Annotated in this window: 21 protein-coding genes; 8 read left to right on the top strand and 13 right to left on the bottom strand. The window is 63.0% G+C overall.

All coding sequences use genetic code 11. The features are described from left to right. Positions 1–30: 30 nt before the first annotated feature. Positions 31–1,407 carry a deoxyribodipyrimidine photo-lyase gene (locus tag Q0O40_RS00535; protein ID WP_295524821.1) on the bottom strand — a complete coding sequence of 459 codons (1,377 nt, stop codon included), beginning with the start codon at positions 1,405–1,407 and terminating at the stop codon, positions 31–33. Between the two features lie 235 nt (positions 1,408–1,642). Here Q0O40_RS00535 and Q0O40_RS00530 point away from each other — a divergent pair, with 235 nt between their 5' ends. Next, the gene (locus Q0O40_RS00530; RefSeq protein WP_295524818.1) at positions 1,643–2,605 is read left to right on the top strand and encodes an alpha/beta hydrolase; all 963 of its coding nucleotides are present in this window, start codon (positions 1,643–1,645) and stop codon (positions 2,603–2,605) included. After that, the gene (locus Q0O40_RS00525; RefSeq protein WP_295524817.1) at positions 2,602–3,087 is read left to right on the top strand and encodes an RNA pyrophosphohydrolase; all 486 of its coding nucleotides are present in this window, start codon (positions 2,602–2,604) and stop codon (positions 3,085–3,087) included. Before Q0O40_RS00530 ends, Q0O40_RS00525 begins: the two co-directional genes overlap by 4 nt. A 42-nt stretch (positions 3,088–3,129) precedes the next feature. Here Q0O40_RS00525 and Q0O40_RS00520 read toward each other — a convergent pair whose 3' ends face one another. The 4 genes from Q0O40_RS00520 to Q0O40_RS00505 all read right to left on the bottom strand — a co-directional run bounded on the left by Q0O40_RS00520 (position 3,130) and on the right by Q0O40_RS00505 (position 8,012). After that, a complete protein-coding gene (locus Q0O40_RS00520; protein WP_295524815.1) occupies positions 3,130–3,636 on the bottom strand; it encodes a hypothetical protein in 507 nt (168 codons plus the stop codon). 65 nt (positions 3,637–3,701) lie between these two features. Beyond that, a complete protein-coding gene (locus Q0O40_RS00515) occupies positions 3,702–4,883 on the bottom strand; it encodes an RsmB/NOP family class I SAM-dependent RNA methyltransferase (protein ID WP_295524813.1) in 1,182 nt (393 codons plus the stop codon). A gap of 42 nt (positions 4,884–4,925) precedes the next feature. After that, positions 4,926–6,383, bottom strand: coding sequence for an IMP dehydrogenase (guaB, locus tag Q0O40_RS00510; RefSeq protein ID WP_295524811.1), 1,458 nt, complete (start codon positions 6,381–6,383; stop codon positions 4,926–4,928). 66 nt (positions 6,384–6,449) lie between these two features. Further along, positions 6,450–8,012 carry a M28 family peptidase gene (locus tag Q0O40_RS00505; protein WP_295524809.1) on the bottom strand — a complete coding sequence of 521 codons (1,563 nt, stop codon included), beginning with the start codon at positions 8,010–8,012 and terminating at the stop codon, positions 6,450–6,452. A gap of 168 nt (positions 8,013–8,180) precedes the next feature. Here Q0O40_RS00505 and Q0O40_RS00500 point away from each other — a divergent pair, with 168 nt between their 5' ends. The 3 genes from Q0O40_RS00500 to Q0O40_RS00490 all read left to right on the top strand — a co-directional run bounded on the left by Q0O40_RS00500 (position 8,181) and on the right by Q0O40_RS00490 (position 10,068). Further along, positions 8,181–9,062 carry a neutral zinc metallopeptidase gene (locus Q0O40_RS00500; RefSeq protein ID WP_295524807.1) on the top strand — a complete coding sequence of 294 codons (882 nt, stop codon included), beginning with the start codon at positions 8,181–8,183 and terminating at the stop codon, positions 9,060–9,062. Positions 9,063–9,119: 57 nt separating this feature from the next. Next, positions 9,120–9,623 (top strand): hypothetical protein, encoded by a 504-nt coding sequence (locus tag Q0O40_RS00495; protein WP_295524805.1) that lies wholly within the window; start codon positions 9,120–9,122, stop codon positions 9,621–9,623. 91 nt (positions 9,624–9,714) lie between these two features. Then, positions 9,715–10,068 (top strand): type II toxin-antitoxin system ParD family antitoxin, encoded by a 354-nt coding sequence (locus Q0O40_RS00490; RefSeq protein ID WP_295524803.1) that lies wholly within the window; start codon positions 9,715–9,717, stop codon positions 10,066–10,068. Positions 10,069–10,496: 428 nt separating this feature from the next. On the opposite strand, the gene sdhA is transcribed toward Q0O40_RS00490, so the two are convergent. Genes sdhA through sdhC form a run of 3 tightly spaced genes read right to left on the bottom strand, consistent with a single transcriptional unit; the run spans position 10,497 to position 13,195 of the window. Then, positions 10,497–12,335, bottom strand: a complete 1,839-nt coding sequence (sdhA, locus tag Q0O40_RS00485; RefSeq protein ID WP_295524801.1) for a succinate dehydrogenase flavoprotein subunit — start codon at positions 12,333–12,335, stop codon at positions 10,497–10,499. Between the two features lie 3 nt (positions 12,336–12,338). Then, a complete protein-coding gene (sdhD, locus tag Q0O40_RS00480; protein ID WP_295524799.1) occupies positions 12,339–12,722 on the bottom strand; it encodes a succinate dehydrogenase, hydrophobic membrane anchor protein in 384 nt (127 codons plus the stop codon). A 47-nt stretch (positions 12,723–12,769) separates the two neighbouring features. Further along, on the bottom strand, positions 12,770–13,195 hold the full coding sequence (gene sdhC, locus Q0O40_RS00475) for a succinate dehydrogenase, cytochrome b556 subunit (protein ID WP_295524797.1): 426 nt from the start codon (positions 13,193–13,195) through the stop codon (positions 12,770–12,772). Positions 13,196–13,335: 140 nt separating this feature from the next. Between sdhC and Q0O40_RS00470 the strand changes: the two genes are divergently transcribed. Genes Q0O40_RS00470 through Q0O40_RS00460 form a run of 3 tightly spaced genes read left to right on the top strand, consistent with a single transcriptional unit; the run spans position 13,336 to position 15,837 of the window. Then, on the top strand, positions 13,336–14,049 hold the full coding sequence (locus tag Q0O40_RS00470) for an SDR family NAD(P)-dependent oxidoreductase (protein ID WP_295524795.1): 714 nt from the start codon (positions 13,336–13,338) through the stop codon (positions 14,047–14,049). A 37-nt stretch (positions 14,050–14,086) separates the two neighbouring features. Continuing rightward, positions 14,087–14,932, top strand: coding sequence for a subclass B3 metallo-beta-lactamase (gene bla, locus Q0O40_RS00465; RefSeq protein ID WP_295524793.1), 846 nt, complete (start codon positions 14,087–14,089; stop codon positions 14,930–14,932). Beyond that, entirely contained in the window at positions 14,929–15,837 is a 909-nt protein-coding gene (locus Q0O40_RS00460; protein WP_295524791.1) for a 50S ribosomal protein L11 methyltransferase, read from the top strand. The genes bla and Q0O40_RS00460 overlap by 4 nt, the downstream gene beginning before the upstream one ends. Here Q0O40_RS00460 and Q0O40_RS00455 read toward each other — a convergent pair. The 5 genes from Q0O40_RS00455 to recN are packed head-to-tail and all read right to left on the bottom strand — an operon-like array spanning position 15,827 to position 21,380. Continuing rightward, positions 15,827–16,318: a CinA family protein gene (locus Q0O40_RS00455; RefSeq protein ID WP_295524789.1), complete on the bottom strand. Its 492-nt coding sequence runs from the start codon at positions 16,316–16,318 to the stop codon at positions 15,827–15,829. The genes Q0O40_RS00460 and Q0O40_RS00455 overlap by 11 nt on opposite strands. Then, a complete protein-coding gene (locus Q0O40_RS00450) occupies positions 16,315–16,941 on the bottom strand; it encodes a LysE family translocator (RefSeq protein ID WP_295524788.1) in 627 nt (208 codons plus the stop codon). Before Q0O40_RS00450 ends, Q0O40_RS00455 begins: the two co-directional genes overlap by 4 nt. 5 nt (positions 16,942–16,946) lie before the next feature. Then, positions 16,947–19,010, bottom strand: a complete 2,064-nt coding sequence (ligA, locus tag Q0O40_RS00445; protein ID WP_295524786.1) for an NAD-dependent DNA ligase LigA — start codon at positions 19,008–19,010, stop codon at positions 16,947–16,949. Positions 19,011–19,014: 4 nt separating this feature from the next. Further along, complete coding sequence (locus tag Q0O40_RS00440) at positions 19,015–19,707, bottom strand: GNAT family N-acetyltransferase (protein WP_295524784.1); 693 nt, start codon at positions 19,705–19,707, stop codon at positions 19,015–19,017. Further along, positions 19,704–21,380, bottom strand: coding sequence for a DNA repair protein RecN (gene recN / locus Q0O40_RS00435; protein ID WP_295524783.1), 1,677 nt, complete (start codon positions 21,378–21,380; stop codon positions 19,704–19,706). The genes Q0O40_RS00440 and recN overlap by 4 nt, the downstream gene beginning before the upstream one ends. Between the last annotated feature and the right edge of the window lie 70 nt (positions 21,381–21,450).

Here is a 21,450-nt window from a genome sequence, read left to right as displayed (position 1 = left end):
CCAAGTCTGCCGAAGGGCAACCGCGCCGCGTCAGTTGTCCCGCATCTCCGCAAAGGCGGCGAGCGCGCGAGCGCGCGCCTCAGCGTGGGGTACGATCTTGGCAGGATAGCCGCGCGGCGGAATCGGTGGATCGTGGACTGCATCGTTGCCCAAATGCGCCAGCTCGGGCACCCAGCGGCGGATATAGTCGGCCGCCTCGAACTTGGGCGACTGGGTAAGCGGCGCCATGATCCGGACAAACATGTTCGAATCGACGCCCGAACCAGCGCTCCACTGCCAGTTGACCGCATTCGAGCCATAGTCGGCATCGACCAGCGTGTCCCAAAACCAGCGTTCGCCTTCGCGCCAGTCAATCAGCAAGTGTTTGATCAAAAAGCTCGCTGCGATCATGCGCACCCGGTTGTGCATCCAGCCGGTAGCCCAAAGTTCGCGCATTCCGGCATCGACAATCGGATAGCCAGTGCGGCCCTGTTGCCATGCGCGCAATTCATCGGGGGCATCGCGCCAGCCAAATCGGTCAAAACCATCGCGGGCAGGCTGGTTGCCATAATCCGGAAACTGCAGAATCACGTTCTGTGCATAATCGCGCCAGCCCAGTTCGCCCTGGAATGTCCCGACCGAGCCGCCTGCGCTCGCGGTGCCATGCCATGCGGCCGCTGGCGAAATCTCGCCGAAGTGCAGGTGCGGCGAAAGCTTGGATGTTCCGGCTTCAGAGGGCAGATTGCGCTGCTCGGCATAGCGCGCGGCGCGCTGTGCAAACGCATCGAGACGGGCCTGTGCGCCGGCCTCGCCCGGGGTCCATTCGGCGCGGAAGCCAGCAGCCCAATCAGGGCTCGTCGGCAAAAGCCCCCAATCGTCCAGCTGATCGGAAGGCGGCCAGCGATCCGGGGAAGGCATACGATCGGGCGCAGGCAACGCGGCTGGCGGCGGCAGACGCTGGCTGAGCGCACGCCAAAACGGCGTGAAAATCCGGTAGGGAGCGCCCGATCCGTTGCGCACCGTGCCCGCCGGAGCCAATGTGATCCCCTCATGACAACGCAGATGGAGCACTTTGCCGAGCGCACGCTCGGCATTGCGCCACCATGGTTCATAATGGGCCAGGCAATGCACCGTCTGCGCGCCCGTTTCGTGCGCAATCGCGCTCAGCACCGCGTCGCAGCGCCCCCGCCGCAGGATCAACTTCGAGCCACGCGCTTGCAGCGCTGCATCTAGGCTGAGGAGGCTATGGTGCAGCCACCATCGCGAAGCAGCGCCCATCCGCCGGTGGCGCGGTGTTTCGTCATCCAGCACATAAACAGGGATCACCGGCCCTTCTGCAGCCGCCGCCAGCACCGCGGCCTGATCGGAAAGGCGCAGATCGCGGCGAAACCAGACAATCGCTGGAATGGCAGAGGGCTTGGATGGCATCGGTATTGTCTATGGCAGACAGCATCGGGCGCGGCCATCCTCCTGATGGGCCGTAATGGCATGCCCGGGCGTTTCAATGGCCATGAGGATGCACGTGGGCTACACCCTCCGGCAAAATGATGGGATGGACAGGAAACCGATGGTCCCGGCTGGTCAAGTAGGTTCCGGCGACTTACCGGTGAGAACGGTGCCCGAATCCGAGGTATCGAGAGATTGCAATTTGGAGAGCAGAGCCATGGCTGACAGCAAAACAGGCGGTGCCCACTTCGTTCGCCCGGACGTCAGGATGTTTCTTGATTTTTTGGCGACGACCGGCGGCTTGGCAATGAGCCAGATGAGCGCTGCCGATGCGCGGCAGGCTTATGTCATGATGGGCACGGTCGCGGAACTGCCGCCTTGTGACCTTGCCGTGATCAAGGACCTTACTTGCCCTGGGCCGGCGGGGGACATTCCGCTGAGGCTTTATGACGCCCGCGAAACCCGCGGGCCGGGCCCCGCCGTCGTTTTCTATCACGGCGGCGGCTTTGTGATCGGTGATCTTGAAAGCCACCATGCCCTGTGCACCGAGATCGCTGCCGGGCTCGATCTGCCGGTCATCGCGGTGGACTACCGCCTCGCCCCCGAACATCCCTTCCCCGCCGCCCCCGATGATTGCGAGGCGGCATCGCGCTGGATAGCGGGCAGCCCCGCCGCGCTCGGCCGCGAGATCACCGGGCTGATCCCGATGGGCGATTCGGCCGGCGGCAATCTGGCGATCGTGATCACGCAGGCACTGACGGAGAAGCCCGCTGCTGCGCCAGTGGTGTTGCAAGTGCCGATCTATCCGCTGAGCGATGACAAGCCGGATCACCAGTCATTCCACGATTTTGGCGAAGGATTCCTGCTGACAGCAGATACGATGAACTGGTTTTCAGACGCTTATAGCGCCGTACCGGGCGACATTCGTGCCTATCCGCTCTATGGCGACCACGCGGCAACTCCGCCGACCATTCTGGTGACAGCGGGCCTCGACCCTATCCGCGATAGCGGCCGTGTCTATGGCGCGGAACTCATCCGGGCCGGCGCCGAAGTCGTGTTCCTTGAAATGAAGGGCACGATCCATGGCTTTGTTCAAGTGCGCAAGGCGATCCCGAGCGCCCAAGCCGATCTTCATTCGATCTTCGCGGCGGTTAAGCTGCTGCTGGAAAGGACCACATGACCACCGACCTCGACAGCCTACCTTATCGCCCATGCGTCGGGGTGATGCTGGTCAATGCCCATGGCCGGGTCTTTGTGGGCAAGCGCATCGACAGCAAGGAAGGGGATGCCTGGCAAATGCCACAAGGCGGGATTGATGAAGGCGAGGACCTTCATCCCGCAGGACTTCGCGAGCTTTGGGAAGAAACCGGGATTGGCCAGGATCTGGTGACGATCCTCGCCGAAAGCCGGGAAGAGCATTTTTATGACCTGCCCGGCGAACTGCTGGGCAAGCTGTGGGGCGGGCGTTTTCGCGGTCAGCGCCAGCGCTGGCTGCTGTTGCGGTTCACCGGGGAGGACCACCAGATCAACCTTGGTGCGCATGATCAGCCCGAATTTCTCGATTGGAAATGGGTCGAGCCGGAAACGCTGCCGGACCTCATCGTGCCATTTAAGAAGCGCGTTTACCGGCAAGTGGTCGAGGAGTTTCGCGCGCTGATTTAACCGGCGGCGCACTATTCGTGCGCACCGCAACCGCGCAGGTGATCAGTTCGATTCGACTTTGGGCGCAGGCTTGATGGCTTCGGCTGTCACAACTTTGGCAATCGGACCTTTGGCGATTACCCCTGCAAGCTGCTCGGCCTCGGGGCAAGCCTTGCCGCATAATCCCTGAAGACGCGCAAGATTGGCTTTGGCTTTCTCCAGCGCGCCCTTCTCGGCAAAGGCGCTGCCTTCGCCCGAAATTGCCGCAAGGTTATTCGGTTCACGCGCCAGAGCCTGACGATAGTAATGAATGGCTTTGCCTTGCAGACCAGCGCGGCGGGCAGCCTGCCCAAGCGCCAGAAAGGTGCCGGGATAACCGGGATCGATGGTCAGCGCCGCCTCAAAATTGTCAATTGCCGCGTCGATTTCGCCGTTCGCAAGCTGGCTGCGGCCCGCTTCCAGCAGGATCTGCGCGCGCGGATCAGCCGGGTCGCCGACCTTGGCAGTCCCCGTGCTGGCGGAAACCGCGGCAAGCAGGGACAAGGCAAACGCGGCTGGCGAGTAACGCATCAACAACTCCATCACCCGGCCCGTGAGCTTTGATGTTCGGCCGAGTTCCATACCTGCAGATCGTATCACAAGCGCCGCAGAGTTGTGAAGAAAAAGCCGTCGGTTCCATGGCTGTAAGGCATGAGCCGTAGGCCAGGACCGTGTGTGGTTCCGGCTATCGCGGCATCATTGGCGACCACCCAGCCGCCATGCTCGGACAAAAAGCTGCGCACGACATCCGCTCCTTCCTCGTCCAGCAATGAGCATACGACGTATGTCAACCGCCCCCCGGGCTTCACCAGCTTCGCCCCCAGCCGCAAGACATGCGCCTGCGTTGCCGCATAACGCGCAATCGCTGCGGGCGAGAGCCGCCAGCGCGTTTCCGGGCTGCGCCGCCAGGTGCCGGTGCCGGAACACGGCGCGTCTATCAGCACGGCATCTGCTGTGCCCAGCCAGTCAGCCAGCGCCTCGGCTTCGCGGCCGGGATCGAGCAGCCGGGTCCCGGCCAGCGCGCCGGCGCGCGCCGCGCGCACCGGCAGCCGCGACAGCCGCGTTCGATCAACATCGCAGGCCAGCAGCCGCCCATGATTGCGCATGGCCGCGGCAAGCGCGAGAGTTTTGCCCCCTCCCCCCGCGCACAAGTCCACTACCGATTCCCCAGGCTGGACGTCAAGCGCGCGGCAGGCCAACTGGCTGCCGCCGTCCTGAACCTCAAACAGCCCATCGGCAAACGTGTCCCACGCCTCGGCATTGGTCCCGGCGGGCAGACGCAGACCATCCGGCGCGATGGTCGGCTCCGAAGCCACCGGCAAGCGCGCCGCAAGCTCCTCGCGCGTAATCCGCAGGCGGTTGGCGCGGATTTCGAGCGGCGCGCGCGTCAGCAAGGCCGCCTGCTCTTCAGGCGCCAGGCCGCTCGCGGCCAGCCGCGCTTCGAGCCACACGGGCGCGATCCCGCCGCCTGCGACCCGCTCCCCCGAACCAATCGGAGGCGGTCCATAGTTTGTTCCATCGAACAACGCAGTCAGCACAGGGTCGCTCGCGGCCAGCCGGAGAACGGCGGCGCGCCCGCTCACGGGCACTTCGCCGCACGCCCGGATCGCATCCCACACCAGATCACGGATCGCCCGCCGATCCTTGGATCCCACAAACCGGCGAGTGCGAAACCAGTCTGCCGCGATCCGATCCGCCGAGGCTCCTTGCGTGCGCGCAGCAGCGATCACCGCGTCGAGGATTTCGATAGCGGCTTGCACGCGTGCGGCCGGGGTCATGCGGTGAGTTCCAGCTTCCGCCGGGCACGGCGGATGCCCTGATCAGCGCGAGGGATAATTCGGTGCCTCACGCGTGATCGAAACATCGTGCACGTGGCTTTCCTGCAGACCTGCATTGGTGATCCGCACGAACCGGGCATTCTTGCGCAAATCTTCGATCGTGCGGCTGCCGGTATAGCCCATCGCCGCCTTGATCCCGCCCACGAGCTGATGGACCACATCCTTGGCCGCACCTTTGAACGGCACCTGGCCCTCGATGCCTTCGGGCACGAGCTTCACTGAATCCTTGATATCCTGCTGAAAATAGCGATCGGCCGAGCCTCGCGCCATCGCGCCGACCGACCCCATCCCACGATAGGCCTTATATGCCCTGCCCTGATAGAGGAAGGTCTCGCCCGGCGCTTCTTCGGTCCCGGCCAGCATCGAGCCGATCATGATGGTGCTGGCCCCGGCCGCCAGCGCCTTGGCCGCATCGCCCGATGTCCGCAGGCCGCCATCGGCAATCACCGGAATATTGGCCTTTTCGGCTTCTTCGGCGCATTCCATAACCGCCGTCAGCTGCGGCACGCCGACACCCGCGACGATCCGCGTGGTGCAGATCGAACCCGGCCCGATGCCGATCTTGATGCCATCGGCGCCTGCGTCGATCAGCGCCCGGGTTGCCTCTGCGGTCGCCACATTGCCCGCGATCACCTGCACCGTGTTCGACAGGCGCTTCAGTGCTTCGACCGCGCGCGCAACATCGCGGTTATGGCCGTGCGCGGTATCGATGATGATCACGTCGCACTCGGCTTCGATCAACGCCTGTGTGCGGGCAAGTCCCTTGTCGCCCACGGTGGTGGCAGCCGCCACCCGCAAACGTCCGGCCGAGTCCTTGGTCGCATTGGGATAAGTAACGGCTTTCTCGATGTCCTTCACGGTGATCAGGCCGATGCAGTGAAACTGATCATCCACCACCAGCAGCTTTTCGATCCGGCGCTGATGGAGCAGACGGCGTGCTTCATCGCCGGTCGTGCCCAATTTGACCGTCGCCAGATTCTCGTGGGTCATCAATTCGCGCACCGGCTGCGCCGGGTTGTCGGCAAAGCGAACGTCGCGGTTGGTCAGGATGCCCACCAGCGCGCCGCTCCGCTCGACGACAGGAATGCCGCTGATCCGGTTCGTCCGCATCAACGCCTGCGCTTCACCCAGCGTGGCATCCGGGGTGATCGTGATCGGATTGACCACCATGCCGCTCTCAAAGCGCTTTACCGCGCGCACCGCCGCGCATTGCTCTTCGACCGACAGATTGCGGTGCAACACGCCAATTCCGCCCACTTGGGCCATGACAATCGCCATGTCAGCTTCGGTCACGGTATCCATCGCTGAGGATATCACCGGGATATTAAGAGCGATGGTCTGGGTCAGACGCGTTCGGGTGTCAGCCTCGGTTGGCAGCATGTCCGATGGGCCGGGACGCAGCAGCACGTCATCGAAAGTAAGGCCAAGGGGGATTTCCATGCAGGACTGCCACTTCGAGAAAGGGAGATTCGTGGCGGCCCATTTAATCAAGCCCCGGCCAAAGCGCTAGTGGCTTGGGGGCATTAGACTCGCCGCGTGCGCTAGGGCCGGCCGCGCCGGGCGCGGGAAGGCTTTAGAGTCGGCAAAGTGCCGCACCAGTCCGACTTGGATCTGTACGTCATCCAAAAGCCCGCCATATTCGACCTTCGCGGCCTCGTCGTTTGGCCGGTGGTAGACATCATCCATGAACTGCTCGAGCCGTTCTGGGTCCGAATAACTGGTGCTGACCATGACCGTTGGCAGGTCGTGCTGGATAAAGATCCAGCCGTCCTGGCGTTTGGCAAAGGCATTTGCGGCATCGCCGGTCACGAACTTGCGCTTCATCCCCTTGATGACGCGGGCGATCCCGGCATCGAGCCCGGTTGTCCCTTTGCCCACGATACTGACAGGAAGCCCGGCGGGCACCAGCCCGGTGCTGTCGACATTGAACGCTGCGACAAACCGATCCAGCGGGATCGGCGGATTCTCGGTGAACGCCAGCGCCCCAAGCAGGCCAAGCTCCTCCCCGGTCGTCGCCAGGAAATAGACATCGCGCTCAAGCGGACGGCCGCTCGCCAGCAGCCGCGCTGTTTCGGTAAGCACCGCGAGCCCGCTGGCGTTGTCCACCGCCCCGTTGCAGATCAGATCTTCCGCCGGCGGAGCGGCACATTTGCCGAAATGATCCCAATGAGCGATCATCAAAACAGCACCGGTATCGCTGCGCCGCCCTTCCAGCTTGCCGATCAGGTTGTGCGTCTTGATACGGGTTTCACGGCTGGTTGCCTCGAATGTGGCATTCACCCCGATCAACTTCGCGGCAAAGTCGGGTGCGTCCCCTGCCTGGCGCAGCGCGGCCAGATTGCCCCCGCCCGGCGCTGCCATGAGCACTTCTGCCGCAGCGGGCGAAATAAACACTTCGATATCGCCGCCCAACCGCTCGCTCGCCAGCGCATACCCCGCGCGGCGGCGGCGGGCGATGACATCCTCGATCGCGCGATCACCATCAAGCACGGTCAGCACGGCCGCCGCGCCGCCATCGAGCAGGCGTCCGGCCCGGTCGATCTCCTTGTCACCGATGCGCTGGGGTGCCTGACTATCAAACACCACCGCGATTCGCCCGGCAAGTTCTGTCCGCGCCGTGGGTCCGCCATGGCCGGGCCCGATATACAGCATAGGCGCATTTTCGATCAGGCTGCGGATCCCCGAGGTAACCACAAACACACCATCGGCCGGAACCGCCACCTCGCGGCGGCTGCGGATAAACTTTGCGCGCGACAGAAGCGGCTCGCGCTCCACAAGATCGACAGGGGCAAACCACGCGTTGCCGGGGTCGTTCGTGCCCGATTCCAGCCCGATATCGAACCACTGGCCAGCCAGATAGCGCAAGGTCTTGGTCTCGCTGTCGGTGCCCGGTTCGCGTCCGCCAAACTCGTCGCTGGCCAGTGTTTCGACGTGCTGACGCAACATGGTCACCAGCGCAGTCTCGCGCTTTGCCTTGGCGGCAAGCACAGGCACCGCGATCATTGGCAGCGCCAGCGCCAGCGCCAGCACTGCCAATCCCCCCAGCCGCCCGATGCCACCACGATCCATCGCTATCCCCAAACACTTCATCGCATACACAGTGCTGACAAATGTGACCGGGTGACGCAAGGGACCAATGTAGCAACCTTGAAAAACGGTCACCTAGCGTGACATACAAAGCAGCGGTGCCGCACCCTTTGAAACTGAGCACCAGGCAAGCGAACCAAAGGAACCAGCATGCGGCTCGACGATTCCGACAATTCAATCGATGTGGAAGATCAGCGCGGCAGCGGCGGCCCCTCGTTTGGCGGGGGAGGCGGCGGCGGATTGCCTTTTGCACTGCTGGCGATGATCGGCAGCCGCTTCGGCATTGGCGGTGTGATTGTCGTTGTCATCGGGATGGCACTGTTTGGCGGCCTCGGCAATCTCGTGGGCGGCGGCCAGCAGAGCGCAATCGGCCCGCAGCAAAGCGGCAACTCGGTCACCGAGAGCTGCAATGTCAACGCCTTCAGCCGCGAAAACTGCAATGCCCTCGCCTCGCTCAACAAAACCTGGGCGCCCATCTTCCAGCAATCCAGCGCAGAGTTCGCGCCGCCAAAGCTGGTGTTCTACGCCCGGTCTGGCAATTCGGGCTGCGGCGCGGCGCAGAGCGCGATGGGGCCGTTTTATTGCCCGCCCGACAGGGGCATCTACATCGACACCGATTTCTTCAACGAGATGGACAAACAGATGGGCGCTGGCGGCGATTTTGCCCGGGCCTATGTGATGGCGCACGAATATGGCCATCACATCCAGAACCTCACCGGTCTATCGGCCAAAGTGCAAAGCGCCCAGCAACGCGACCCGAGCCGCGCCAACCAGATGTCGGTCAAGCTTGAACTGCAGGCCGATTGCTATGCCGGGGTATGGGCGGCGCTTAACAAGGACCGGATCGAGCCGGGCGATGTCGAAGAAGGCATGCGCGCCGCGCACCAGATCGGCGACGATGCCTTGATGAGAGCAGCCGGACGGCGGCCGGTCGAGCAAGCGTTTACCCACGGCTCCTCCGAACAGCGCATGCAATGGCTGCACAAGGGGCTCGAAGCCGGCGACCCCGCGCAATGCGATACATTTGCTTGAAGGCACAAGGAACGTAATCGGCAGCGATGCGTTGAGCGGAAAACAAGGATTTCCCCAATGATACCTCGGCCCCTTATAGCACTTGCGCTGACCGCTGCGCTTGTAGCACCCGCGCTTGCGCAGACCGCGGTTGATCCCGGCAATGTGACCGCGAACGATGTCGTTACCAAGCCGCTTAGCGATATCAATCTCAAGAAAAAGGCGGTTCCCGAAGTGCTGCAGGCCGCGATCGAACGGCCCTATTCGCTGGTCGGCTTGAAGACCTGCTCACGCATACAGACCGCTGTACGCAATCTCGACGCCGTGCTGGGCGATGACATTGATGCGATCGCGGAGAAAACACGCGGCGAAAAGCGCGGAAATGCGGCTGGCCAAGTGGCAAAATCAATCGTCGGGTCGCTCATTCCGTTCGAAGGCGTGATCCGTGAAATCTCCGGCGCCAACAACCATGAGCGCCGCTGGCAGGTCGCCGTCTACGCAGGCTCGGTGCGCCGCGCCTTCCTCAAAGGTGTCGGGCTGCAGCGAGGCTGCCGTTATCCGGCGCGGCCAGCAAGTTCGTAGCTGGCGCTAGCGTTGCGGGGTTGCGCCCCTCCACTGGATGCTTACCTTTCGCCAGATCGACAAAACTACCAATATCTAGTAGTTTAAACGCATGGCAGTCAAAACCACCTCCATCGCGCTCAGGGAGCACTTTGCCGCTTACGCCCGGCGAAAAGTTGAAACTGGCGAATTTGGCTCCACCAGCGAAGTGATCCGGGATGCCTTGCGGTTGCACGAAGAGCGCGATATCCGCATTGAGGCGTTGCGGGCGGCTATCCGTGAGGGTGAGGAAAGTGGGCCAGCGACGCCGTTCGATTTTGATAAGTTCTTGGCAGCGGCGTTTAAATCGAAGCTGCTCGCAGCCATCGATGACGGGTTGGCCAGTCCGATTGACGAGAGTTTCAATATAGACCGCTGGCACGACGAAGCATTTCCGCGCTATGAATGCTGCGAAAAGGACAAATGAAACCGCAAAATAAAAATTAGAATGCGTGGATTTATCGTCAGCGACAAGCTGCCTAATTTTTCCAATATCCGTAACTAAGTGAACTTCGGACGAGTTCATTTCAAAGTAAAGTGTCCATCCGCCCAACGGCGCGTATTCTTGATCAAACGGTTTTCCACCAACTGGCCCGAACTGGTCATATAAGCGGCGCAATTGCCGATTTGCTTCGACACACCGCTTGCGCAAATCCAACGACGGCTTTTCACCGTTCGCGAGGCACTCAATCAACTCAACAGAAATTCGCTAGAAATTTTGATAAACATCCGATGAGTCGAAACCGCCTTTTGCAGAGCAAAGAAGCGGCATTGCGGAATCAGTGGCTGCCCTAAAGGTCTGGAAAGCTAGCGTTCGAAACTCTCTTTCCATCCTTCGTCGCAGCCACCCCAGCATCAATAAACCCGCTTCTTCGGCTCGATATACGCCACTTCATCGGTGAGCGTATATTCATGCACCGGGCGGTAGTCGATTTTCACCGCGCCGCCCTTGCCGCCCCAGCCGTCGAACCACGCGGCTGTGTGCTTCATCCACTCGCCATCGTTGCGATCGGGGAAATCTTCGTGCGCATGCGCGCCGCGGCTTTCCTTGCGGTTGTAGGCCGAATGCATCGTCACGACCGACTGGCCGATCAGGTTATCGAGTTCGAGCGTTTCGATCAGGTCCGAGTTCCAGATCAGCGAACGGTCCGAAACCTTGATGTCCTGCATCCGCTCGTATGTCGCGGTCAGCTTGGTCTTACCCTCGGCCATCAACTCGTCGGTGCGGAACACGGCGGCGTGCGCCGACATCGTGCGCTGCATTTCAAGCCGCACCGCCGCTGTCGGCGAGCTGCCATTGGCGTGGCGGAAATGATCAAGGCGGGCGAGCGCCATGTCCGCACTGTCCGCAGGCAGCGACGCATGCGCCGAGCCTGGCTTGATCAGCTCTTTGAGGCGCAGGCCGGTTGCGCGGCCGAACACGACCAGATCGATCAGCGAGTTCGAGCCGAGCCGGTTCGCACCGTGAACCGATACGCACGCCGCTTCGCCCACCGCAAACAGGCCGGGGATAATCGTTTCCGGATTGCCGTCAGCGCCGATGGTGACGACTTCGCCGTGATAATTGCACGGAATGCCGCCCATGTTATAATGGACGGTGGGGACGACCGGCAGGGGTTGCCGGGTCAGATCGACGCCCGCAAAGATTTTGCCGCTCTCGGTGATGCCCGGCAGGCGCTCGCCGAGCACCTTCGAATCAATATGATCCAGATGCAGGTAGATGTGGTCCTTGTTCGGCCCGACACCGCGCCCTTCGCGGATTTCGAGCGCCATCGAGCGCGAAACCACGTCGCGGCTCGCCAGATCCTTGGCCGAAGGAGCATAGCGCTCCATGAAGCGCTCGCCTTCGGAGTTGGTGAGATACCCACCCTCGCCTCGCGCACCCTCGGTGATGAGCACACCCGCGCCATAGATGCCGGTGGGGTGGAACTGCACGAATTCCATATCCTGCAACGGCAGGCCGGCGCGCAGCACCATGCCCGCGCCGTCGCCAGTGCAAGTATGCGCCGAAGTCGCGGTAAAGTATGACCGGCCATAGCCGCCCGTCGCCAGCACGACGGCGTGGCTGCGGAAGCGGTGGATCGACCCATCATCGAGGCACATCGCGATCACGCCGCGGCAGACGGGAACGCCATCCGCGCCTTTTTCCATGATCAGATCGATGGCGAAGTATTCGATGAAGAAGTCGGCGTCGTACTTCAGGCTCTGCTGATAAAGAGCGTGCAGCATGGCATGGCCGGTGCGGTCAGCGGCGGCGCAAGTGCGCTGCACTGGCGGGCCTGCGCCCATGTTCTGCATGTGCCCGCCAAACGGGCGCTGATAGATGGTGCCCTCGGGATTGCGGCTGAACGGCACGCCGGCGTGCTCCAGCTCGTAAACCGCTGCCGGGGCTTCGCGCACCATGTATTCGATCGCGTCCTGATCGCCCAGCCAGTCCGACCCCTTGACGGTGTCGTACATGTGCCAGGTCCAATGATCGGGCGTATTGTTGCCAAGGCTGGCAGCGATGCCGCCTTGCGCCGCGACTGTATGGCTGCGGGTCGGGAACACTTTGGTGATGCAGGCGGTACGCAGGCCTGCTTGCGCGCTGCCCATGGTGGCGCGCAGGCCAGAACCGCCCGCGCCGACCACGACAGTGTCGTAAGTGTGGTCGATGATCTTGTAGGCGGGCTGCGATGAATGCGAAGTAGCCATGATTCAAGCGCTCCCAAGCGCGATACGGATGACCGAGATGATGCCATAGGCAGCGCCGGCGAGTGGCAAAGTGTTAACGAGCAGCCAGACCGCGACTTTGCCGCTTTCCTCGTGCACATAATCCTCAAGCATGACCTGCACGCCCAGCCGGGCATGGTAGAATGTGTTGATCATGATCAGCACCAGCGCAGTCGAGGGGATGGGCTTGGCCGCCCATGCATGCACCGTTGCAAAATCATGCGTCGGCATCAGAGCGAGGCTGACCATCAAAAACGGGATCAGAACGAGATTGCCCACCGCGCTGAGGCGCGAGGCCAACCAGTGATGCGCGCCATGATGGCTGGAACCGAGGCCGCGCACGCGGCCGATTGATGTACCGTTACCCATGAAACCCCCAAAGGCTCAAATAATGCCGAACCATGAAACCGCGCCGATCAGCGCAGCAACACGAACGCCCAGAACAATGCGGTGGCGAGCCCCGCGAACGCCAATGTGATGACCGACCAACGCGCGTTTGCTTCGAGTTCATAACCCGCGCCAACATCAAGCACGAAGTGCCGCAGGCCGGTCGCCATATGCTGGAAAAACGCCCAAGTCAGGCCAACCAGCACAACTTTTCCAAGGATCGCGGTCACGAACGGGAAGCTGCCGCCCTCACCGATCCAGACCCAGTTGAGGAAGTCGTTGTACGCCTCGGGCCCGCTGGCAAGAGCGCCGGTCCACCAAAGCAACAAGCCAAGGCCGACAAAGGCGAGCCCATTGCCGGTGACCCGGTGAAGGATCGAAACCAGCATTGCCGGGCCCCAGCGCCAGACCTGGAGATGCGGCGAAAGTGGCCGACTGCTGCGCGCTTGCGCCATCCAAACCTCCGTAACAACAATGGAACCACCCAAAAAACCGGCTCCGAACAAGGCTCCTATTAGTCGAATTGCTTCTTCGCGCAACCATGCCGAAGGGCAATTGTGGCCATGCCCGGCGCGGCCTGTTAGAGCACTGGGGTATGACCAGCTCCATAATCCTTGTCACTGGCTCGACCCGCGGCATCGGCGCGGCTATCGCCGAGACGCTCACCTTGCGCGGTGCTCAGGTTTTGTCCCATGGCCGCCGCCCGGCACCCGGCGTGATCGGTGCCGATTTGGCCGAGCCTTCTGCGCCGCAGCGCTTGTGGGAACAGGCGCTCGATTTAAGCAGCGGCACCATCGATGTGCTCATCAACAATGCCGGTCTGTTCGAGGCCAATCCGCTCGATGGATCGGACATCGCCTGGCTTGACGGGTGGGAGGATACGCTGCGGATCAATCTGACCTCGGCCGCGCAACTATCGCGCTTTGCGTTGCGGCACTGGCTTGAGCGCGGAGTCCCCGGCCGGATCGTCCATATCGCCAGCCGCGCGGCCTATCGCGGCGATTCGCCCGCGCACTGGCATTATGCGGCGGCAAAGGGCGGCATGGTCGCGCTGCATAAAACCATCGCGCGCGGTTATGCTGCGCACGGTATCCTGAGCTTCGCCATCACCCCGGGGTTCACCGCAACCGCGATGGCCGACGATTATCTGGCGAGCAGAGGCGGCCCTGCCCTGCTTGCCGATATTCCGCTCGGCCGGGTCGCAACCCCGCAGGAAATCGCCACCATCGCCGCCTTCTGCGCGCTCGATGCGCCGCCAAGCATGACCGGCGCGGTAATCGACGCCAATGGAGCCAGCTTTGTCCGCTAACACCCTTTGCGCCTTCATGCTCGCTATTGCCGCGCTAATGGCTCCTAATGCACATGCCAAACCAGTCCTGCGCGCCGCCGATCCATCCGCTGGCGCGGCGCTGGTGCGCCAGTGCGCGGGGAAAGAGGACTTCTCCGACCCCGCGCCGCCAGCCCGGATTTTCGCCAATGTGTGGTATGTAGGCACCTGCACTGTCTCCGTTCTGCTGCTCACTTCGCCCAAAGGCCACGTGCTGATCGATGCAGCGACCGCGCAGGCAGCCCCTTCGATCGTGGCAAACATCAAGGCCGCTGGTTTCAAACCTCGCGATATCCGCTGGATCGTGACCAGCCACGAGCACTTCGACCACGTTGGCGGGCTGGCGGCGCTGAAACGCGCGACCGGGGCCAAAGTCGCGGCGCTCGAAGCGGCGGCCCCGGTGCTGGCCAGCGGCAGGGTCAGCGCAGATGACCCGCAAGTGCAGGAAATCCATGGCTTCGATCCTGTCGAGGTCGATCGCAAGCTTGTGAACGGAGACAAAGTTCAGATTGGGACAATCGTCCTCACCGCGCGCGCAACACCGGGCCACACCGAAGGCTCGACCAGTTGGAGTTGGACAAGCTGCGCGCGAGCGAGCTGCCAGAAATTCACCTATCTCGACAGCCTCTCGGCGCTGGCGCTGGGCACCTATCGCTTTGCGCAGCATCCCGAGCGCGTCGCCATGTTCAAGCAAACTTTTGCCGCGGTGGAACAATGGCAGTGCGGCATTGTTTTAACCCCGCATCCCGGCGCCAGCGGCATGTTGGAACGGATGGAGGGCAGCGAACCGCTGTTGTCAGCAAAAGGCTGCGGGCCAATCGTGCAAGCCGCACGCGAACGCCTCGCCAAGATCGAGAACAAATGAGCTGGAAAATCACCGCCTATGCGTCCGCCGATACCATTCGCGCGGCGCTGATCGCGCATGAAGATGCGCTCGATTGGCCGGACGACATGGTTCTGGCGGGCAGCGAAATAGCCGAGGACAAGCCCGACGAGTGGCAATTGGAAGTGTGGCTGGAACGCTCGCCCTCCGGCGCGGACCGCGCGGCGATCGCAGCGCTGTTCACTGAGTGCGTGCCCGAATTGATTGCGCAGGAACTGGCCGATGAGGATTGGATCACGCTGAGCCAGCAGGGGACCGAACCGATCCTCGAAGGTCCATTCTATATCCATACGCCGGATTTCCCGGATCAAATCGGCCTGAAAAACTTCACGATTCCGGCAAGTCAGGCATTTGGGACGGGCCAGCACGCGACCACGGCGGGCTGCCTCGCCATGCTGGCGCACATGCGCGCGCGGGGGCTGCGCGTGCAGAACATGGCAGATATCGGCACTGGCACTGGCTTGCTGGCGTTTGCCGCGCTGCACCTGTGGCCGCGCACCCGCGCCATCGCCAGCGATATCGACCCGGTCTGCGCCCCGGTGATTGCCGAAAACATTGCGGCCAACGCGATTGCAACCGGACAAGGCCCCGGTCAGCTGACGGTGGTGATCGCCCCGGGCATGGCCCATCCCTTGCTCCGCGCTGCTGCGCCTTATGATCTGGTGATTGCCAATATCCTCGCCGGGCCGCTGATCGAACTCGCGCCGGATTTCGCAGGCAGCGTGATGGGGGGCGGAAACTTGCTGCTCGCCGGGCTGCTGCAAACGCAGGAAGCCGCCGTGCGCGCGGCCTATCGCCGAGCAGGTTTCCGGCTGGCCGCGCGCACGGTGCGCGGTGACTGGTCAATCTTGTGGCTTCGGCGACGCAGCGCGCGGCTTAGCCGCTGAGCGTATCGCGCAGCAGGGCGAGCCCGCCCGCCGCAAACGCCGCCATATTGGCAAGCCGGTCTTCATGCCCGGTTTCCACAACGATCGACGCAGCGCCATTCGGCCCGACCACCGCGATGGCGCTGCGCCCGGATGGCACGCCATAAGGGTGCACGCCCGGCCCGGCCGCGCCGGATTCGGCAATGCCCCAATCGGCGCCGAAGCGCGCCCGCACTGCCTCGGCCAATGCGCAGGCATAATCCTCGGTGACACCTTTGAAGGCGCGAAAGGTGCCCGGCTCGTGGTCCAGCAACAAGCGGCGGCCTTTGAGCGTGTAAATCACGCCGCCGCCGACGTAATAGGCCGAGGCCCCCGGCAAGGCCAGCAGCCCCGCCGAGATAAGCCCACCGCTTGCGCCATCGGCAACAGCCACGGTCTGACCGCGCGCCTTGAGCAAGGCGCCCGCTTCGCCGCCAATTCGGGCAATATCTTCAAGATTCATAAGCGCGATCCTGCCATGGCCAGTCCAAATGCAACGAAGAGCCCGCCGGTAAAGCGGTTGAAAGCACGACGCGGCGCAGGACGGCGCAGAAACGCGGCCATGCTGTGTCCGCCCAGCGCATAAACAAAGTACCATGCCGTCTCGATCACGGTGAAGGTGACGACCATCACGGCAAATTGCGGTAGTTTAGGAAACGCAGGATCGATGAATTGCGGCAGGAAAGCAGCGGCAAACAGCAGCGCCTTAGGATTGCTGATGCCGACCGCGAAGCCGCCCCGAAAGACCCGCCCTGGCGCAATTCTAGCATGCCCCATTCCGCCGTCAGGCGCGATCGGCATTTCCCTTGAGGTCCATGCGCGGTAGCCCAGATACATCAGATAAGCAGCGCCGGCATACCGCAGCACCGCAAAAGCCCCGGGGACCGCGAGCAGCAACGCGGTGAGGCCCAAGGCCGATGCGGACAGCAGTGTGAGCACCGCAATCAGGCATCCAGCCATCGCGGCCACGCTCGCTGCAAGCCCGAGCTCGACACTGCGAGCCATGACATGCAGCATGTTGGGCCCCGGTGTTCCCGAAACGAAGAATACCGTGATCACAAAAAGCCACCAAGTTTGAAGCGCCATCGCCGTTATCCTGCTTTCCCGACGATATCCGCCCACGCCGCCTCATCGATCACTTCGATGCCAAGCGCTGCGGCCTGCTTCAACTTCGAGCCCGCACCCGGCCCTGCCACTACCAGATCTGTCTTGGCAGAAACCGAACCCGCCGTCCGCGCGCCGAGCATCTCGGCTTGCGCCTTGGCTTCCTCGCGGCTCATTGTTTCGAGCTTGCCAGTGAACACCACGGTCTTTCCTGCCACCGCGCTCGCCTTGGTTTCAACAACATAGGGCGGCGGCGCAACTTCGGAAAGCAGATCATCCCACACCGCGATGTTATGCAGCTCATGGAAGAAATCGCCCAAAGCCGCAGCCACCACCGGCCCTACTCCGTCGATTGACGCCAGTTCTGCCGCCGCCTCATTATCGCCAGCTTTCGATTTTTCAGCCACCGCGCGCAGGTCCGCGAGGCTCACAAATCGTTTCAACAAATCACGTGCAGTAACCGCGCCGACATGGCGGATGCCAAGGCCAAACAGCAGCCGCGCGGCATCGGGCGCACGTTTGGCCTCAATCGCTGCCAACAGGTTATCCACAGACTTATCCTTCCAGCCTTCTCGCAGGGCAATCTCGGCGCGGCGGCGATGCAGCCTGAAGATATCAGCCGGGCTTTCCAGCCAACCGGCAGCGAAGAACTCGGCAATCGTTTTCTCGCCAAACCCCTCGATATCCAGCGCGCCGCGGCTGACGAAGTGTTTCAGCCGCTCGGTGCGCTGCGCCGGACAGACAAGCCCGCCCGAGCAGCGCACATCGACTTCATCGTCTTGCGTCGCCGCTTCCGAGCCACATTCGGGGCATTGCGCTGGAAATGCGTAAGCCGCTCGAACTTCATCACGCGTCAAGTTATCCACAACTTGCGGGATAACGTCGCCTGCGCGTTGCAGCACTACGCGATCGCCGATGCGCAGACCAAGGCGGCCGATCTCATCGCGGTTGTGCAAGGTAACGTTCGTAACGGTGACGCCGCCAACCAGCACGGGCCGAAGCCGCCCAACCGGGGTCAGCTTGCCCGTCCGCCCGACCTGAATGTCGATCGCCTCGATCACCGTCTCGGCGCGTTCGGCGGGAAACTTGTGTGCGATGGCCCAGCGCGGCGCTTTGGCCACAAAGCCCAGCCGCTCTTGCCAATCGAGCCGATCGACTTTGTAGACCACCCCGTCGATATCGTAAGGCAAGTCTGGGCGCGCGGCCTGGATGGCCCGGTAATGCGCGGTCATCGCAGCCACTGATGCGCAGCGCACCAGCAATGGCGAGACCGGCACGCCCCAACCGGCGATACACTGCATCATTTCGAACTGCGTCTCGGAAGGAACCTCGCTCGCCGCGCCCCAGCCATGCGCAAGAAAACGCAGCGGACGTGCCGCCGTAACGCTGGCATCCTTCTGCCGCAGCGATCCTGCGGCGGCATTACGCGGATTGGCAAACACCTTGTCGCCGCTGGCTTCCTGCGCGGCATTGAGCGCAAGGAAGTCAGCCTTGGCCATGTAGACTTCGCCCCGGATCTCGAACACGGCAGGCACGTCGCCCCTAAGCACCTGCGGAATATCGGCAATGTGCGCCGCATTGGGCGTTACGTCTTCGCCCACCTGCCCGTCACCGCGGGTGGCCGCCCGCACCAGCTGCCCATTCTCATAGCGCAGCGAGCAGGACAGACCGTCGATCTTGTCTTCCGCCGTCATCATCACTTCCGCATCGGCGGCAAGATTGAGGAACCGGCGCACCCGCGCGGCAAACTCCTCCACTTCCTCGTCGCTAAAGGCGTTGTCGAGGCTCATCATTCGCACCTCGTGCGCGACTTTGCCGAGCGGCGAAGCGGCGATCTCATGCCCCACCTTCTGGCTCGGGCTATCGGGCCGGATCAAATGCGGAAACGCCGCCTCCAGTTCGGCATTGCGGCGCACCAGCGCGTCATACTCAGCATCGCTGATCTCGGGGGCGTCGTTTGCATGATAAAGCTGATTGTGGCGCGCAATCACGCGCGCGAGCCGCATCAGTTCATTGGCGACATCCGCATCGCTTATCCCGTTCACGCCCATCGCCTCAAGCCAAACCCAGAACGGTTACCACCATTGTCCGCCGCGCCCGGAAACCGAGCGATTCGTAAAGCCGGATTGCCCCCGCATTCTCGGCATAGCTATGCAGGAACGGAGTATCGCCGCGCTCGATCATGCCGGCCATCACGCGCCGGATCAAACGGGCGGCAAAGCCTTGTCCGCGAAACTCCGGGTACGTGCAGACCCCGCTTACTTCGGCCAGCCCTGAAACGGGACGCATCCGCTCTCCGGCCATGGCAACCAGCTTCCCTTCGCGGCGCACACCATAAAATGTGCCGTAGCGATGCGTGGCCGGGCCCCATGGGCCGGGCGCTGTTGCCTGCGCCAATGCGTTCATTTCGTCAGAATCGGCTTCACGCAGGACGACAATCTCCGCATCCCCTGCGGCGCCGACTGCACCTTGATCGGCGATCATTTGCATTAGCGTCGCCGTTCGGACCACACGGGTGCCGAGCGGTGCTACCATGCCCTCGCTGCGCACGATCCAGATTTCATCGCTGGTTGCGGTCAGCAGCGAGGCGAGCTGCGCTTCATGGCCCGGTGCTGCTGCGGCAAAAGGACCATATCCCGGATCAATCCGACACGCTTTGCCATGCCATCGCGCCAGATCCCGCTGCGGCCCGTTCAGCATGTTCCAGACCGGACAATCCAGCGGGTGCTCTTCGATTGCCGCGATCATGCCTGCTCCAGCAGCCGATCTGCCTGCGCGCGCGCTTCTGGCGTGACCTCTGCCCCAGACAGCATGCGCGCGATCTCTTCCTGCCGCCCCGCCGCATCGAGCGGGACGACGGACGTGCGGGTGACGGTGCCCTCGCTCGATTTCGCGATCAGATAATGCGCGGTTCCGCGCGCGGCAACTTGCGGGCTATGCGTGACGGCCAGAAGCTGCCCGCCTTGCGCCAGCCGGGCCAGCCGCTCGCCGATCGCGCTGGCCACTGCTCCGCCAACGCCGCGATCGATCTCGTCGAAGATCACCGTCGCCGCGCCGCCTTCCTCCGCCAGCGCGACTTTGAGCGCGAGGATGAAGCGCGAGAGCTCGCCGCCGCTGGCGATCTTGGTCAGCGGGGCAAACTCGGCACCCGGATTGGTCGAGATCAGGAATTCGACCGCATCGACGCCATGCGGGCCCCAACGGTCTTCCTCCAAGCGCACCACGGCGGTGCGAAAACGCGCCGAATCAAGTTTGAGCGGAGCCAATTCGGCAGCGACCGCCGCATCCAGCCGCCGAGCCGCTTCCGATCTTGCGACCGAAAGCGCCTCGGCCTGCGCTTGATATTCAAGGCTTGCGTCGTGCGCGGTGCGCTCAAGGATCACCAGTTGCTCTTCCCCGCTCTGGATTGCATCGAGCGCGCCGCGCATCTGATCCATCCGGGCGGGCAGATCATCGGCCGCACAGACATGCTTGCGTGCGGCCGCGCGCAATTCGAACAAGCGCGTTTCAATCCGGTCGAGCATCAGCGGATCATGCGTCAATGCTTCGGCTGCGGCCGCGAGCTTGTCCTCCGCTTCCCCTGCTTCGATCACGGCGCGATCCAGCGATTCGAGCGCGCCTGCCAGCAGCGGATGTTCGTGGGCGATCCGGTCCAGCCGCCGCGCCGCGCTGCGCAAGGTGGCAAGCGCAGAATCGGAGCCTGCCCACAGATGTTGCAGCGCCGCCAGATCGGCAGACAGGCGCTCGCCCTTCTGCATTCCGGCACGCTGCGCGGCGAGATCTTCTTCCTCACCGACAATCGGCGCGAGCGCAGTCAATTCCGCCAGATACGCAAGCAGGAGGTCTTGCTCGGCGGCTGCGGCAGAAAACTGGGCGCGCGCGCCGGCGAGATCCGCCTCGGCACGGCGCCAATGGTCCCAGGCGGCGGCAACCCCGGCTGCGCCCCCACTGCCGCCAACCCGCGAAAAGCGATCAAGCAGCGCCCGATGCCCGCGCGCATTTACGAGGCCGCGATCATCGTGCTGCCCATGAAGTTCGACCAAACCGCGCGCGATTTCGCGCAGCAGGGCAACGCCGACCGGTTGATCGTTGACAAAGGCCTTGCTGCCGCCGTCCGCCTTGATGCGGCGCTTGACGATCAACGGCTCGCCCGCCTCGATCTGGATATCCGCCTCGGCGAAGATGGCGCTCAGGGCGTCGGGCAGCCGATCGAACTCGAACGTGGCGGTGACGCTGGCCTGATCCTCGCCCGCGCGGACTAGACCGGATTCCGCGCGATCACCAAGCACTAACCCCAGCGAATCCAGCAGGATCGACTTGCCGGCGCCGGTCTCCCCGGTCAACACACCGAGCCCGCCCGAAAATGCAAGATCGAGCGCTTCGATCAGAACGATGTTGCGGATGGATAAGCCAGTAAGCATTGCTGATGACCGATAGCGGTTGGGCGCTCGTAAGTCACCCTTTGTTCCGCATATTTTTGCGATGCACAAC

The sequence above is a fragment of the Novosphingobium sp. Chol11 genome (assembly GCF_945870625.1).
In the GTDB taxonomy this organism is placed as follows: domain Bacteria; phylum Pseudomonadota; class Alphaproteobacteria; order Sphingomonadales; family Sphingomonadaceae; genus Novosphingobium.
Note: the sequence above shows the minus strand (reverse complement) of the source record. Positions and strands in the feature narration are given on the sequence as shown.